Source organism: Promicromonospora sp. CA-289599 (assembly GCF_050936155.1).
Classification (GTDB): domain Bacteria; phylum Actinomycetota; class Actinomycetes; order Actinomycetales; family Cellulomonadaceae; genus Promicromonospora.
The window spans coordinates 5,638,164-5,650,764 of sequence record NZ_JBNJNI010000001.1 but is presented as its reverse complement, the minus strand read 5'-3'; the positions used below and the strand labels follow the sequence as shown (position 1 = coordinate 5,650,764).

Below are 12,601 nucleotides of genomic sequence, written 5' to 3'. Positions count from 1 at the left end.
TCAATACTTCGGCGGTCGATACATTTGCCAGCGTATTCTCTGTATTTGTAGCCCTAATGAAAGGGCCGCAAAAGCCGTCGCCCGGGAACTTGAAGGGATCCGGGCGACGGCACGAGCCCCAAGTGAGGAGAAGCCCGTGAACGCACAGTACAACGTGATGCTTGGCTGGGTCGGTTGGTACGGCACGGAGCCAGCCGATTGCTACGGCGAGTTTGGCTGCTCGATGGGCAAGGTGGCGGAGTGATGGATGGCATCGAGGTCGAGATTGACTCGTGGCCGCAGGCGGTCGTGGCGGTGGTCTTCATCCTTGCGCACATGATCGTCCCGCAGGTGTTGGGTTACCTGAAGGATCGGCGGGCTGTCCCGAAGGTCGAGGTGACGCGCAGCGAACCCGCCGAGGATTCGGCCACCGGCCCGCGCGTCGATGCCAACCTTGTCAAGACGATCCTGAAGAAGTTCTGGGAAGTTCTGCGCCGCCGCATTAGCTAGGTCGTGTTTCCTGTGTGGCGTGACCAGATGAGGCAGGCGGACAGGATGGTCGCGGCGCGGTAGGTGAGGGCGAGCTTGTTGTGGCGGGTGGCCAGGCCGCACCTTTGCTTGATCAGAGCGAAGGAGCGTTTCACGATGTCGCGCTGACTATAGAGCTCGACGTCCAGATCCGTTGGTCACCCGCCGGCCGAGCCCTTGCGCTTGCGGGCAGCGGCTGTCGTTCTTCTCGGGATCACGGTCTTGATGCCCCAGCCGCGCGGGTGCTTACGGACCAGGGCTGGTGGCATAGGCCCGGTCCGCGAGCACAGCCTCGGGGCGGGTACACGGTCGTCCTGGCCCGGTGCGCGGATGTCGGCCAGGACCTCGACCAACATCGCACCGTCGTTACGCTGCCCGCCAGTGACCACCGCGACCAGCGGCCGCCTACGCCCGTACACCGCGTGATGAATCTTGGTGCTCAGCCCGCCACGAGCGAACGATCCCGAGACCCGCCGGTTCGCGGTCTCGGCCCCGAGAGCTGGAGACGAAGCCGTCACCGGGATTCTTGTGTTCGCTTTCGCTCCCTGTGTCCTGGCTCCGGGCGCGTTGTGTTCGTACCGTCCTGATGGGCCCGGTTGATCGTTGCGTCCACGCTCACGGTTCTGCTGCGCACCTCACCACCCAGATATGGGAGCCACGCTCCAGTAATGAGTCGCCTCCATCTTCACGATGCGACCGAAGAGAGGTCACGCAAAACCACCGAGGTCGCTATGGCAGCTTCCGCCGCCTCCGCTCCCTTGTCCTCGTGCGAACCCTCCAGCCCTGCCCGGTCCAGTGCCTGCGCCTCGTCGTCGCAGGTCAGCAGACCGAACCCCACAGGGACCCCGGTGCGCACGCTCACGTCCGTCAGTCCGGTCGTCGCGGCGGAGCACACGTACTCGAAGTGCGGTGTGCCGCCCCGGATCACGACGCCGAGCGCCACCACGGCGTCCGCACCCCCGGCTGCCGCCCGCGCCGCCGCGACCGGCAGCTCGAACGAGCCGGGCACGCGGACCTCCGTCCAGTCGGCGCCCGACTCCCGCAGCGCCCTCCGGGCACCCGCCAGGAGCCCGTCCATCACCTGCTCGTGCCAGCTCGCCGCGATCACGACGACCCGCAGGCCGCTACCGTCCACTGTCACCTTCGGTGCTCCAGCGCCACTCATGCGCATGCTCCTTCGTCCTCGTTCATGCTTCGTCCAAGGCTTCGTTCGAGGCTCGGTTCGAGCTCGAGATCAAGGTCCAGCTCTTCGATGCGGTGGCCCATGACCACACGCTTCGTCTCCAGGTACCGGTGGTTGTGCACGCCGCGTCCCACCACGAGCCCCCGGCGCCCGACGACGTCGGTGCCCGCCGCGCGCAGGCCCGCGACCTTCTCCGGGTTGTTCGTCAGCAGCGTCACGCCGTCGAGCCCGAGGTCCGCCAGGATGGCCGACGCCGCGCCGTACTCCCGCGCGTCCACCGGCAGCCCGAGGTCGACGTTCGCCTCGACGGTGTCCCGGCCGCCGTCCTGCAGCGCGTACGCCTGGATCTTCGCCGCCAGGCCGATGCCCCGGCCCTCGTGGCCCCGCAGGTACACGACGGCGCCACCCTCCGCGGCGACCGCCGCCAGCGACGCCTCCAGCTGCGGACCGCAGTCGCACCGCAGGGAGCCCAGCGCATCACCCGTCAGGCACTCGGAGTGCACCCGCACCAGGGAGCCCGCGCGCCGCGGGCCGGACAGCGGGCCGGACAGGGCGACGGGCGTCAGCGCCAGGTGCTCCGCACCCGAACGCAGGTCCCGGTACGCCATCACCCGGAAGTTCCCGTGCCGTGTCGGCAGCGACGCCTCCCCCGCCCGGAGCACCCGGACGACCGTGTCTTCGGCACCATCGGCACCATCGGCCGCCGCGGCGTCGGGCTGCGGGGCGGGGTCGTGCACCCGGCGCCACGCCACCAGGTCCGCGACGGTCAGCACCACGAGCCCCTTCTCCTCGGCCAGCGCCTGGGCCTCGTCCAGGCGCATCACGGCGCCGTCGTCCCGGACGAGCTCGGCGATGGCGCCCACCTCGCCCAGGTCGCCTGCCGGACCGCCCGCCAGTCGTACGAGGTCAACGGCGGCCTCGGTGTGCCCCGCGCGCTCCAGCACGCCGCCGGCCCGCGCCCGCAGGGGCAGCACGTGCCCCGGCCGGATCAGGTCTCGCGGGCCGGCGGACGGGTCACCCAGCACGCGCAGTGTCCGCGCCCGGTCCGCAGCGGAGATGCCGGTCGTGACACCCACCGCGGCGTCGACGGACACCGTGTACGCCGTCCTCCGGGGGTCCTCGCTCTGCTCCACCATCAGCGGAAGCTCCAGCGCGTCCGCACGGTGCGCGGGCATCGGCGCGCACAGGTAGCCCGACGAGTGCCGCACGGTCCAGCCCACCCACTCGGCGGTCGCGACGCTCGCCGCGAACACCACGTCGACCTCGTTCTCCCGCCCGGCGTCGTCCGCCACGAGGACGGGCCGGCCGGCGGCGAGCTCGGCGAGGGCCCGCTCCACGAGGCTCGTGTCCGGCCCGTTCACGGCGCCCTGGTGCATGACGTGCACCGTCCCGCCCGCGCTCATCGTGCGGCCCCGGTCAGGTCGCCGACGCCGGCTGCCGTATCCGCCGACGTATCCGCCGACGTATCCGCCGACGTATCCGCCGCGGTCGTCCCGCCCGGCACCGCCACCCCCGCCCCAAGGAGCCGCTCGACGTACTTCGCGAGCACGTCCACCTCGACGTTCACGACGTCGCCCGGGACCAGCCTGCCGAGCGTCGTCGCGGCGAGCGTGGTCGGGATGAGCGACACCCCGAAGCCGCCGTCCGACACCCACGTGACGGTCAGCGAGACCCCCGCCAGCGCGATGGAGCCCTTCTCCGCGACGTACCGGGTGAGTGCCGCGGGTGCGGAGAACTCCAGGTCGTCCCAGCGCGGGCCGGGCGTGCGGCGCACCAGCGTGGCGATGCCGTCGACGTGTCCCTGGACCACGTGGCCGCCCAACCTGCCGTTCGCGGGCAGTGCGCGCTCCAGGTTCACCACGGAACCCGGCACGAGGCCCCCGAGCGAGCTGCGGCGCAGCGACTCGGGCATGATCTCCGCGACGAACGCGCCGTCCGCCACGGAGACGACGGTGAGGCACACCCCGTCGACGGCGATCGAGTCACCGGCCTGGGCGTCGGACGCGGCGAGCGGGCCCGCGACGGTGACGACGGCGTCCGCGCCCTCGTCACCGTCGGGGCGGTCGAGCGCTACGACGGAGCCGAGCTCCTCGATGATTCCGGTGAACATCAGATCTCCTCCTTGGTGTGCCGGCTGAGCCGACCTGGCTGGACTGGCTGGCTGCGGCGCGCTACCAGGAGCACGTCGTCGCCGAGCCGGGTCACGTCGTGGGTGGTGAAGCGTGCGGCGTCGCCGATCGTGGTGACGCCCAGGTCCCCGACGGCGGTCGCGCCCGCGCCGAGCAGGACGGGCGCCACGTACGCGTGGAGCTCGTCCACCGCGTCGGCGGCGAGCAGCGCGGTGGCCAGGGTGGGGCCGCCCTCCACGAGCAGGTGCCGCACCTCGCGCTCCGCGAGCTCGCGCAGGACGGCGTCGAGGTCGTGCTCGGGCACGTGCAGCAGGGCACCGCCCGGACCACGCAGGCGAGCGTCGTCGGGCACCGCGCGGCGGCCGACGACCACCCGGAGCGGCTGGTGCTCGAAGAGGCCGCCGTCGATCGTCCGTGCGGTGAGCGACGGGTCGTCGATCAGTGCGGTCCCCGTGCCGACGACTATCGCGTCGACCTGCGCGCGGATCGTGTGGGCGTGGGCGCGTGCCTGCGGGCCGGTGATCCAGCGGCTCGTCCCGTCCGCGGCGGCGACCCGTCCGTCGAGGCTGGTCGCGAGCTTGAGGGTGACGTAGGGGCGTCCGGTCCGGACGGCGTGCAGCCACTGCCGCAGCAGCTCCTCGCCCTCGTCGGCGAGGATGCCGGTCGTCACCTCGATCCCTGCGGCGCGCAGCCTGGCCGCGCCACCCGTCGCCACCGGGTTCGGGTCGGCGACCGCCACGTGCACCGCGGCCACGCCGGCGTCGATCAGTGCGTCGGCGCAGGGGCCGGTACGGCCGTGGTGGGCGCAGGGCTCGAGCGTCACGACCGCTGTCGTGCCCCGCGGGTCGACGCCACGCGAACGAGCGGCGGCCAGCGCCGCCGCCTCCGCGTGCGGTGTGCCCGCGCCGCGGTGGAAGCCCTCGGCGACCGGCTGACCGCCCTGGTCGAGGAGCACGCAGCCGACGCGCGGGTTCGGGCCGTACGCGGGACCCTGCGCGGCCAGCGCGAGAGCGCGGCGCATGGCGGTCCGGAGTGTCGTCGTTCCGAGCGTCGTGGCCGCATAGTCCGCGGCGCGGCCCTGCGGTGATTGGGTCATGCTGTCCTCCCCGAGCTTCGGTGCTCCGGGGTGGACGACGGGGGCGCGGGCGAGGCCGACCGGCCCTGCCCGCGCGCACGACGTCACGACGACGCACGCCCCAGGGGACGGCGACGCCGCACGTGCTTCCTCCCATCCGGACTTTCACCGTCGGTCCTGGAGTTTCACCAGATCAACCGGTCCTCCTTGCGGAGAACGCGGGTCGCGGACTATAACCGCCGGCTCGGAATTACACCGACCCCGGAGCACGTGTGTGCGTACTGCTGTCTGCCAGCATGCCACAAACCTCGCGGCAGTCGGCATGGCTTGCGTCACATCCGGGCCGCGATCCGCCGTCGACGGATCACCCACTCGGCCACCGCCGCGTTGATGACCCACGCAGCCGTCATGAGCACCGTGTTGACGACCGGCCCCGGCATCCCCGCGACCACGATGTACGGACCGATCAGCAGCGCCTGCGTACCCGCGCCCATGGCCAGCGCGTAGGCCCGCATCATCCATGCCGGGTGCGCCACGAAGTCGCGCCGCAGCGCCGCGCGCACGCCCAGGACCAACGACACCACCATCACGACGCCGACCACGTAGCGGACCCCGTTGACGACCACGGTGTCCTTGGTGGGCAGGTCGTAGAACGCGGTCATCCAGAGCCCGGTCAGCGCGACACCGAGCCCGGCGGGGAACAGGACGCGGCCCGCCAGCCGGTGCCAGCTGCGTCGTCGCAGGCTCGGGACGAACTGGAACCCGCCCAGCATGCTGTAGACGGTCACGCAGACGATGTGCACCAGCACCGGGACGGGCTGGGTCACGAACCGCGCGTTGTCGGCGGTGAGCACGGGGTCGGAGGCCAGCTCGGAGACGCGCGCGGCACCGCCGAGCGCGGGGACGAGCGCGAGCAGGAGGAGGCCCGCGGGGACGAGCCACGGGCGGCGGCTGGTGAGCTTGGTCGTCACCTGGGATGTGGTCATGGTGCGAGCCTGCTCGGCCGTGCCCCTGCGGGTCATGGGCCCGGGGACCGGTCTCGGCCTGGCCGAAAGTACGAGTCAGGGTCGGGGCGTGGGGCGCGCGGGGCGGAGCCGCCCCGTGTCGTACGCCCAGAGCGCCACCTCCACGCGGTTGCGCGCCCCCAGCTTGGTCATCAGGTTCGCGACGTGGGACTTCACGGTGCTCAGCGTGACGAACAGCTCGCGCGCTATCTCGGTGTTCGTCCGGCCACCGGCCACCGCCAGCAGCACCTCCTCCTCGCGCGCCGTGAGCGGGTCCAGCGGCTGGGCGGGGACGGCGCGCGGACCGGCGTCGGCGAAGGCGCGCAGGAGGCGCGTCGTGACGCTCGGGGCGATCAGGGCGTCACCGGACGCGGCGGCCCGGATCGCCTGGGCCAGGAGCTCCGGCCCGGCGTCCTTGAGCAGGAATCCGCGAGCCCCTGCGCGCAGGGCGGCGTACACGTACTGGTCCAGGTCGAACGTGGTGATCACGACGACGGCGAGCGGGTCCGCGACACCGGGGCCCGCGAGCAGCCTGGTCGCCTCGATACCGTCGACGTCCGGCATCCGGATGTCGAGCAGGGCGACGTCGGGGCGCAGCCGCTGCGCGAGCTCCACGGCGGCCCGGCCGTCGGCGGCCTCACCGACGACCTCGATGCCCTCCTGGGCGTTCAGGATCATGGTGAGGCCCGTACGGACGATCTCCTGGTCGTCGGCCACGAGGACGCGGATGTCTCCGGCACTCATACGGCGCCCGTGAGCGGGAGGTTCGCCTCGACGGTCCAGCCGGCCGCGTCAGGCCCGGCGTCGAGCGTGCCGCCCAGCAGTGCCGCACGCTCACGCATCCCGGCCAGCCCGTACCCGGCGCGGGTCGGGGAGACCGGCGCACCGCCGTCGTCGGACACCCGGAGCCGGACGGACGTCTCACCGACGGTGACGCGGACCGCGATCCGGGTGGCGCCCCGGGCGTGACGGCGCGCGTTCGTGACCGACTCCTGGGCGATGCGGTGCACCGCACCGCCCACGGCCGCCGAGACCCGGGCGGGGTCGCCCTCCAGGTCGACCCCGACGTGCGGCACGGTGGGGTCGGCGAGGCGTTCGACGTCGGCCAGCGTGGGCCCGGGAGCGAGCTCGTCCGCACCGTCGCCGCCGTCCTCGCCAGGGCGGAGCTCGTCCGACCGCAGGACGCGGACCAGCGTGCGCATCTCGGCCAGCGCACGGGAGGCCTGCTCCTCGATCACCCGCAAGGACTCGGCAGCCGCTCCGGGATCGGTCTGCGACACGGCGAGCCCGGCCTGTGCCCGCACCGCGACCGCCGAGATGTGGTGCCCGACGACGTCGTGCAGGTCCCGGGCCAGTCGCTCCCGTTCGAGCAGCACCACCTGCTCGCGTTCGCGCCGACGCGCGCCGGACCGGTACCGGAGCGCCAGGCCGAGCGCGAACGTCGAGCCGAGGATCAGGCAGCCGATGCCCACGTCGGCGAGCGTGAGGAAGCCGAGCGCCACGTTCGTCCCCATCTTCGCGAGCACCACGGCCACGCCGAGCACGATCGCCCGCCCGCTCCCCCATCGGAACAGCGCGTACGCCAGGACCAGCATGAAGATGTTCGAGGCGAAGGCCAGGTCCCGGCCGAGCACGAGGGCCGGCGCCGTCGACGCCACGAACGCGACGGCGACCGTCGTCAGCGGGTGCGTCCGGCGGCACAGCAGCGTCGGCGCGAGCACGACGACGGTGGCGAGCTCCAGCCACCGTCCCTGGACGTCCGTCCGCGTGACCGCCTCGATCACGGCCCCGGCCACGACAACGGCGACGAGCACCCAGTCCCGCCACACGCGCACGGGCGGGTCGGCGGGCCGCGGTTCGTCCCAGACCGAGCGGATGGCGGACACGCGCTCATGCTACGAGGGCCAGGACACCGCCGGATCAGGCAAAAGTACGAGCCGGGCTCCCCGATCCTGGGCTGTTGGTGCGACGTACTGCTTGCCGGGCGCGGTCGCGCGGCGCGCTTGGCACACTATTTATTCCTACGTAGCGATTGGGCCCAAAACTCCCGTGAATTGTGGGCACAATCGCTGTGTAGAGCGATCCGGTCCCGCTGAGGCGCAAGGTCAGTGCGCGTGCTTGCTCGCCAGCTCGCGCAGCGTCGCGATCTCGGCCGGGATGTCCTCGGCCCCGTACACCGCCGAACCCGCCACGAAGACGTTCGCCCCGGCCTCGGCCGCACGCTCGATCGTCTCTCGCGACACTCCCCCGTCGACCTGGATCCACACGTCCAGACCGGACTCGCTCACAGCCTCCCGCGCGCGGCGGATCTTCGGCAGGGTCCCCTCGATGAAGGACTGCCCGCCGAACCCCGGCTCGACGGTCATCACGAGGATCATGTCGATCTCGGCGAGGAGGTCGAGGTAGGGCTCCACCGGCGTCGCCGGGCGCAGGGCGACACCCGCCCGCGACCCGAGCCTCCGCAGCTCCCTCGCCAGGCGTACCGGCGCCTGCGCGGCCTCCGCGTGGAAGGTGACCGACGCCGCCCCCGCCTCCGCGAACGCGGGCGCCCACCGGTCAGGGTTCTCGATCATGAGGTGCGCGTCGAGCGGGATCGGCGACACCTTCGCGAGCCGCTCGAAGATCGGCAGCCCCAGCGTCAGGTTCGGCACGAAGTGGTTGTCCATGACGTCGACGTGCGCGTAGTCGGCGTCGGCGATCCGGCCGAGGTCGCGCTCCAGGTTCGCGAAGTCGGCGGACAGGATGCTCGGGGCGATGAGGGCTGCCATGATGCCAGCGTAGAGCGCGATTCTCCGCACCACCGAACCGCATACCCAACCACGCAGTCCCCACAGTCCGGGAGCGACGATGATCCCCGAAGTGAACTACTGGGCAGTGATCGTGGCCACGCTGTCCACGCTGGTCGTGGGCTCGCTCTGGTACACGCCGAAGGTGTTCGGCACCCGCTGGATGCGGCTGGCGAAGGTGGACCCCAAGGCCGCCGAGGCGGCCGGCATCTGGCCCATCGTCGTCACGGTCGTCGTCAGCTTCCTGACGGCGTGGGTGCTGGCCGGCGCCGTCTACATCTCGTGGGAGTTCTACGAGGGCGCGTTCCTGACGGCGTCCGTCGTGACCGCCGTCCTGCTCTGGATCGGGTTCACCGCCGCGCGCATGATCACGCACGACGCCTTCGAGGGCCGTCCCCCGGCGCTCACCACCCTGAACCTGGCCCACGAGCTGGTGACGATCCTGGTCATGGCAGTGATCATCGGGGTGTGGCCGCCGACGGGCGTGTAGAAGTTCACCCACCGGGCGTGCCGGATCCCCGACCCGTCGGCGGGACGCACCGCTAGTCTCCCGGCGTGACCGAAGAGCGGGAGCAAGGGGGCGACGTGCTGAGCAGTCGGCACCGACGCCTCCGGTCGCTGCGCGCGACGTTCCGCGTGGACGAGATCAGGGCGCGGTCGACGCCGCAGCTCGTCGCCCTCGTGGGAGGTATGGCAACCCTGGCGACCGGATTCTTCTGGACGACGATCTCGCAGGTCCGTGCCGGCGCACCGTTCGACTGGCGACTCCCTGCCGCGCTGTTGGTCGATCTGGTGGTGGTGGTCTGCCTGCCCGGGGTGGTCGTAGCAGGCGGCGAGGTCATCCGGCGCCTTCGGCACCTCCTCACCACGGACGACGACGGCCCGCTGCTCACCCGCTGTGCGCGAGCCGCCGCCCGGTTCACGGCCCAGGCCCGCACGGACACGGGCGACTGGTTCGACAGCCTGGACACTCGTCTCGTGCTCATCATGCTGATCGCTCCGCCCCTGAACGCGGCACTCGGCGTCTTGGTCGTCGTCGACGGGATCCGGTACGGCTGGACCTCGGACGTGCGGGTTCTTGTCGTCATCGGGGCCGTCGCGCTCGTGCTCGTGCCGCTCTCGGTCCCGGCCGCTCTGGGGTCGCTCCGCCGCCGACGCCGCGGGCGGCCGGAGTGACGCGGCGGCAGAAGGAGGCGCGCCGCGCGATGGAGCGCCAGATCGCCGCGGGGGAAGAAGAGTCGCGAGACTCGCGCTGGGCAACGGCGCGAGCCCGCATGGCCGCGCAGTCGGCAAGGACGCGGGCAGCCCTCCGATCCGCGACCGCTGGTGCGCTCCTGGCGATGATCTGTGGGCTTCTCGCCTTCGCAGCATTTCCCGCCTATCTGACGTTCGGCTACTTCCAGGAGCGGGCAGTTCTGGAGAGTCACGGCGTGCGCGTCGAAGCCTCGGTGCTGCGCCTCGACGTGGGGCGCGGCCCCGACTCGCTCACGGCCCGGCCCATCGAGCCACCGCGCTTCGAGACCACCCTCGACAGGTGGCCACGCGGCGTCGATGTGGGCGAGACGATCGACGTGGTCTACGACCCTCGTGACCCAGGGGTCGCCATAGCCGTCGACGAACCACTGGTCAACTTCGACACCATTCTTGTCGCGCTGTTCGACCTGTTCGCTCTCGCACTGCTGCTCCTCGTGCCTCTCGCGATCGGCGAGCTCCTTCGACGCGCCTGGACCCGTCTGCGCGACGGGCGTCCTGGGAACGAACATCTCCTCAGCGAACAACCACCGCTCGAAATTCGTCCCGCCAGGCGCCGCCCGCAGGTGCTTGCCCGCCTCGAGACGCCGCAGATCGTGTTCTTCCTGATCCTCGCGCCCGTGGCGAGCGCGGTGCTGTTCGGGCTGTTCGCGGCAGAGTCCGTCAACGACGCGCGAGCCCTCCAGGACACCGGTGCCCGCGCACGGGGGGTCGTCGAGAGGAGCGACTGGAGCGCCGGCGGCTGCTGGCTCGACGTGCGTTTCCAACTGCCGGACGGCACCGAGGCGACCTCCTCGATCAGCCCGTGGGACGACGTCTATTTCGAGGGCGACGTCGTAGAGCTGGTCTACGAGCCGGGTCAGCCGGGCAACGCGCAGGCCCTGGGAGACAGTGGTTGGCAGGCCGAGACGCGGTTCGTCGTCGGCCTGTCCGTCGCGCTCACCGCGACGGCGTCGGTGGCTGTCCTCGCCGCGGCCGTCGCGCTCGTCCAGCGCGCCCGGCGGCCGGCGACAGACCACGCGACAGACCACGCGGCCGGTCCACCGGCCGGATGACGACAGGACAGGCAGGCCGACAGGTCAAGCGACCTTGCGGAGCAGCGTCAGGTGCATCGCGTCCGTCCCGTGCACGTGCGGCCACAGCTGGACGTCGTCGCGGTCCGACAGGGGAATCTCCTCGCCTGTGCCACTGGTGCTGACCACGGACCGCACGGCGGCGGCCGTGTCGAGCCGCTCGACGTCGTCGCGCTTCTTCAGCACGTCGGAGACCACGAGCTGCGTCTCGGCGAGGTGCGGCGAGCACGTCACGTACGCCACCACTCCCCCGGGCCGGACGGCGTCCAGCGCCGAGGCGAGCAGCTCGCGCTGCAGGCCGGTGAGCGCTGCGAGGTCCGACGGCGTCCGCCGCCACCGGCTCTCGGGCCGACGGCGGAGCGCGCCCAGCCCGGTACAGGGAGCGTCGACGAGCACCCGGTCGTAGGCGCCGGGCTCGTCGGCACCCACCTCACGCCCGTCACCGGTGCGCACCTCCTCGACCGCGCCCTCGGGCATGGCAGCGAGGGCGTTCGCGACGAGGCGGGCACGGTGCGGTGCCACCTCGTTGGCGACCAGCGTCGCGCCGCGCTGCGCGGCCAGCGCCGCCAGCAGGGCCGCCTTGCCACCCGGGCCGGCGCACAGGTCGAGCCAGCGCCCGTCACGGCCCTCCAGGGGCGCGTCCGCGAGGGCGAGCGTCACGAGCTGCGAACCCTCGTCCTGAACGCCGGCGAGCCCTTCCCGGATCGCCGGGATTCCAGCGGGGTCCGAGCCCTCCAGGCGCAGCGCGGTCGATGCCCAGCGCCCGCCCACCAGCTCGGCGTCGCCCCAGGCGGCCTCGTCCGAGACGTCCACCAGACCCGGCCGCGCCACCAGCGTGACGCGCGGCGGCACGTTGTCGGCGGCCAGCAGCGCACCGATCTCGTCCACGTCGCGGCCGTTGCCGGCCAGCGCCTCGCGCATAGCCCGGGCGATCCATATCGGGTGCGACTCGGTCGCCGCGAGGCCGGCCAACACGTCCGGCGCCTCCTTCGTGAGCACCGAGAGCCACTCGTCGAGCGAACGCTCCGAGACACGGCGCAGCACCGCGTTCACCATCTGCGCGGGCCCGGCGCCCACGCGGTTGCGCGCGAGCCCCACCGTCTCGGAGACGGCGGCGTGCACGGGCACCCGCATGCCGAGAACCTGGTGTGCACCGAGCCGCAGGACGTCGAGCAGCGCCGGGTCCAGCCCCGGCAGCGGACGGTCCACCAAGGTCGCCAGGATCGTGTCGTACCGGCCGCGCAGGCGCAGCGTGCCGTAGGTGAGCTCGGTCGCGAAGCCCGCGTCCCGTCCGCGGATCTGCCGCTCGCGCAGCAGCGGGGGCAGCACGAGGTTCGCGTACGCGTCGGACTCGTCCACCTCACGCAGCACGTCGAACGCGACCATCCGGGCCGGGTCGGTGCGCTTGCGACGCTCCGACGGCGCCTGCGACGTGCGGGGACGGTCGCCGGCCCGGAACCGCGCCGCGCTGCGTTCCCGGCCTCGAGAGTTCCGGCGCGGATCGTCGCGACGCGGATCGTCCTGGGGCGGGTGAGATGAGGTGTTCGGCACTCCCCGATCCTACGTTGACGCGCCTGGTCAGCCGGTTCTGCA

General features: G+C 72.2%; 14 protein-coding genes and 1 riboswitch. Of the genes, 4 read left to right on the top strand and 10 right to left on the bottom strand.

Features of this window, described 5'->3' with window-relative positions; genetic code table 11:
- Positions 1-243 precede the first annotated feature (243 nt).
- Complete coding sequence (locus tag ACQEVI_RS25120; RefSeq protein ID WP_432904464.1) at positions 244-489, top strand: hypothetical protein; 246 nt, start codon at positions 244-246, stop codon at positions 487-489.
- Between the two features lie 176 nt (positions 490-665).
- On the opposite strand, the gene ACQEVI_RS25115 is transcribed toward ACQEVI_RS25120, so the two are convergent.
- From ACQEVI_RS25115 to rpe, 9 genes are all read right to left on the bottom strand, one after another.
- On the bottom strand, positions 666-863 hold the full coding sequence (locus ACQEVI_RS25115) for a hypothetical protein (RefSeq protein WP_432904461.1): 198 nt from the start codon (positions 861-863) through the stop codon (positions 666-668).
- Positions 864-1,192: 329 nt separating this feature from the next.
- Entirely contained in the window at positions 1,193-1,672 is a 480-nt protein-coding gene (gene ribH, locus ACQEVI_RS25110) for a 6,7-dimethyl-8-ribityllumazine synthase (RefSeq protein ID WP_432904458.1), read from the bottom strand.
- A complete protein-coding gene (gene ribB / locus ACQEVI_RS25105; protein WP_432906111.1) occupies positions 1,669-3,066 on the bottom strand; it encodes a 3,4-dihydroxy-2-butanone-4-phosphate synthase in 1,398 nt (465 codons plus the stop codon). Before ribB ends, ribH begins: the two co-directional genes overlap by 4 nt.
- 23 nt (positions 3,067-3,089) lie before the next feature.
- On the bottom strand, positions 3,090-3,800 hold the full coding sequence (locus ACQEVI_RS25100; RefSeq protein ID WP_432904455.1) for a riboflavin synthase: 711 nt from the start codon (positions 3,798-3,800) through the stop codon (positions 3,090-3,092).
- Positions 3,800-4,840, bottom strand: coding sequence for a bifunctional diaminohydroxyphosphoribosylaminopyrimidine deaminase/5-amino-6-(5-phosphoribosylamino)uracil reductase RibD (gene ribD, locus ACQEVI_RS25095; RefSeq protein WP_432906108.1), 1,041 nt, complete (start codon positions 4,838-4,840; stop codon positions 3,800-3,802). Before ribD ends, ACQEVI_RS25100 begins: the two co-directional genes overlap by 1 nt.
- 193 nt (positions 4,841-5,033) lie before the next feature.
- Positions 5,034-5,168, bottom strand: a riboswitch (FMN riboswitch).
- A gap of 58 nt (positions 5,169-5,226) precedes the next feature.
- Positions 5,227-5,880, bottom strand: coding sequence for a DUF2306 domain-containing protein (locus tag ACQEVI_RS25090; RefSeq protein WP_432904453.1), 654 nt, complete (start codon positions 5,878-5,880; stop codon positions 5,227-5,229).
- Positions 5,881-5,955: 75 nt separating this feature from the next.
- Positions 5,956-6,642: a response regulator gene (locus ACQEVI_RS25085; RefSeq protein ID WP_432904450.1), complete on the bottom strand. Its 687-nt coding sequence runs from the start codon at positions 6,640-6,642 to the stop codon at positions 5,956-5,958.
- The gene (locus tag ACQEVI_RS25080) at positions 6,639-7,784 is read right to left on the bottom strand and encodes a sensor histidine kinase (protein WP_432904448.1); all 1,146 of its coding nucleotides are present in this window, start codon (positions 7,782-7,784) and stop codon (positions 6,639-6,641) included. The genes ACQEVI_RS25085 and ACQEVI_RS25080 overlap by 4 nt, the downstream gene beginning before the upstream one ends.
- 219 nt (positions 7,785-8,003) lie before the next feature.
- Entirely contained in the window at positions 8,004-8,666 is a 663-nt protein-coding gene (rpe, locus tag ACQEVI_RS25075; protein ID WP_432904445.1) for a ribulose-phosphate 3-epimerase, read from the bottom strand.
- 79 nt (positions 8,667-8,745) lie between these two features.
- Here rpe and ACQEVI_RS25070 point away from each other — a divergent pair, with 79 nt between their 5' ends.
- The 3 genes from ACQEVI_RS25070 (at position 8,746) to ACQEVI_RS25060 (ending at position 10,990) form a co-directional block, all read left to right on the top strand.
- Positions 8,746-9,174 (top strand): DUF1761 domain-containing protein, encoded by a 429-nt coding sequence (locus ACQEVI_RS25070; RefSeq protein ID WP_432904443.1) that lies wholly within the window; start codon positions 8,746-8,748, stop codon positions 9,172-9,174.
- A gap of 65 nt (positions 9,175-9,239) precedes the next feature.
- On the top strand, positions 9,240-9,860 hold the full coding sequence (locus tag ACQEVI_RS25065; RefSeq protein ID WP_432904440.1) for a hypothetical protein: 621 nt from the start codon (positions 9,240-9,242) through the stop codon (positions 9,858-9,860).
- A gap of 29 nt (positions 9,861-9,889) precedes the next feature.
- Complete coding sequence (locus ACQEVI_RS25060; protein WP_432904437.1) at positions 9,890-10,990, top strand: DUF3592 domain-containing protein; 1,101 nt, start codon at positions 9,890-9,892, stop codon at positions 10,988-10,990.
- A gap of 24 nt (positions 10,991-11,014) precedes the next feature.
- Here ACQEVI_RS25060 and ACQEVI_RS25055 read toward each other — a convergent pair whose 3' ends face one another.
- Entirely contained in the window at positions 11,015-12,559 is a 1,545-nt protein-coding gene (locus ACQEVI_RS25055; protein WP_432904435.1) for an RsmB/NOP family class I SAM-dependent RNA methyltransferase, read from the bottom strand.
- Positions 12,560-12,601 lie beyond the last annotated feature (42 nt).

Excerpts from the sequence above, each read along its gene's own strand:
- ACQEVI_RS25120 (WP_432904464.1), top strand. The coding sequence starts at position 244 with ATGGATGGCATCGAGGTCGAGATTGACTCGTGGCCGCAGGCGGTCGTG.
- rpe (WP_432904445.1), bottom strand. The coding sequence starts at position 8,666 with ATGGCAGCCCTCATCGCCCCGAGCATCCTGTCCGCCGACTTCGCGAAC.
- ribB (WP_432906111.1), bottom strand. The coding sequence starts at position 3,066 with ATGCACCAGGGCGCCGTGAACGGGCCGGACACGAGCCTCGTGGAGCGG.
- ACQEVI_RS25090 (WP_432904453.1), bottom strand. The coding sequence starts at position 5,880 with ATGACCACATCCCAGGTGACGACCAAGCTCACCAGCCGCCGCCCGTGG.
- ribH (WP_432904458.1), bottom strand. The coding sequence starts at position 1,672 with ATGAGTGGCGCTGGAGCACCGAAGGTGACAGTGGACGGTAGCGGCCTG.
- ACQEVI_RS25100 (WP_432904455.1), bottom strand. The coding sequence starts at position 3,800 with ATGTTCACCGGAATCATCGAGGAGCTCGGCTCCGTCGTAGCGCTCGAC.
- ACQEVI_RS25085 (WP_432904450.1), bottom strand. The coding sequence starts at position 6,642 with ATGAGTGCCGGAGACATCCGCGTCCTCGTGGCCGACGACCAGGAGATC.
- ACQEVI_RS25115 (WP_432904461.1), bottom strand. The coding sequence starts at position 863 with ATGTTGGTCGAGGTCCTGGCCGACATCCGCGCACCGGGCCAGGACGAC.
- ACQEVI_RS25060 (WP_432904437.1), top strand. The coding sequence starts at position 9,890 with ATGGAGCGCCAGATCGCCGCGGGGGAAGAAGAGTCGCGAGACTCGCGC.
- ACQEVI_RS25070 (WP_432904443.1), top strand. The coding sequence starts at position 8,746 with ATGATCCCCGAAGTGAACTACTGGGCAGTGATCGTGGCCACGCTGTCC.
- ribD (WP_432906108.1), bottom strand. The coding sequence starts at position 4,840 with ATGCGCCGCGCTCTCGCGCTGGCCGCGCAGGGTCCCGCGTACGGCCCG.